At 61.4% G+C, this 1051-nt stretch carries 1 protein-coding gene; it reads left to right on the top strand.

The genetic code is table 11. The features are described from left to right. Window positions 1-93 precede the first annotated feature (93 nt). Window positions 94-1042 (top strand): IS630 family transposase gene (locus tag NKH59_RS33365; protein WP_352503943.1). Its coding sequence is split into 2 segments (ribosomal slippage): window positions 94-429 and window positions 431-1042, totalling 948 coding nucleotides; the frame shifts between segments, so codons are not numbered across the junction. Window positions 1043-1051 lie beyond the last annotated feature (9 nt).

Raw genomic sequence — 1051 nt, 5'->3', positions numbered from 1 at the left:
TAGAGCGGTTCCTGATTTGACGGAATCGAAGGGGATTCCGGATCAGTCGGTTTTGTGATTCAAGATGCTGGCTGGAGTGGAGGCCAGCATCGGATGACGCGACCTCTTTCGGATGATCTTCGCGAACGTGTTGTAGCGGCGGTTTTGGGTGGCGAGAGCCGCCGGTCGGCCGCGAAACGGTTCGGCATTTCGGTTTCGGCGGCGGTGAAGTTGTTGCAGCGCCATCGGGCGACTGGCTCGGTTGCGCCTGGCAAGATGGGCGGACATCGCAAGAGGGTGCTGGAGCCGCACCGTGCCTTCATCGAGGCGCGTGTGCGTGAGACGCCGCATCTGACACTGCATGGTCTGAAGGATGAGTTGGCCGCACGCGGGGTCAAGGTCTCGCACAACGCGGTCTGGATGTTCTTGAGGCGCGAGGGCCTGAGCTTCAAAAAAAACGCTGTTCGCCCTTGAGCAGGCGCGCGCTGATATTGCCCGCAGGCGTCAGCGATGGCGCTCTTGGCAGGCCGGCCTCGATCCGCAGCATCTGGTCTTCATCGACGAGACCTGGATCAAGACCAACATGGCTCCGCTGCGCGGTTGGGGGCCGAAGGGCGAGCGGCTGCGCGGCTTGGCCCCGCACGGCCACTGGCGCACGCTGACCTTCCTCGGCGCGCTGCGCTGCGATAGGCTCGCGGCACCTTGCGTCTTCGACGGGCCAATCAACGGCCAATGCTTCCGCGCCTATGTCGAGCAGCAGCTCATCACCGTGCTGAAACCCGGCGACATCGTCGTCATGGATAATCTGGGAAGTCATAAGTCGGCGGCCATCAGGCAGATGATCAAGGCGGCCGGCGCCAGGCTTTGGTACCTACCGCCCTACTCCCCAGACCTCAATCCGATCGAGCAGGCCTTTGCCAAAATCAAACACTGGATGCGCCAAGCTCAGAAACGTACCGTCGAGGACACTTGGCGCCACATCGGCCACCTCGTTGAAACGATCGAGGCAACCGAATGCAACAACTACTTCGCAAACGCCGGCTACGCTTCCATCAAAACGTGAAAGGCTCTA

Source organism: Mesorhizobium sp. M0998, assembly GCF_040318885.1.
In the GTDB taxonomy this organism is placed as follows: Bacteria; Pseudomonadota; Alphaproteobacteria; order Rhizobiales; family Rhizobiaceae; genus Mesorhizobium.
This window is presented reverse-complemented; position numbering and strand designations above follow the sequence as displayed.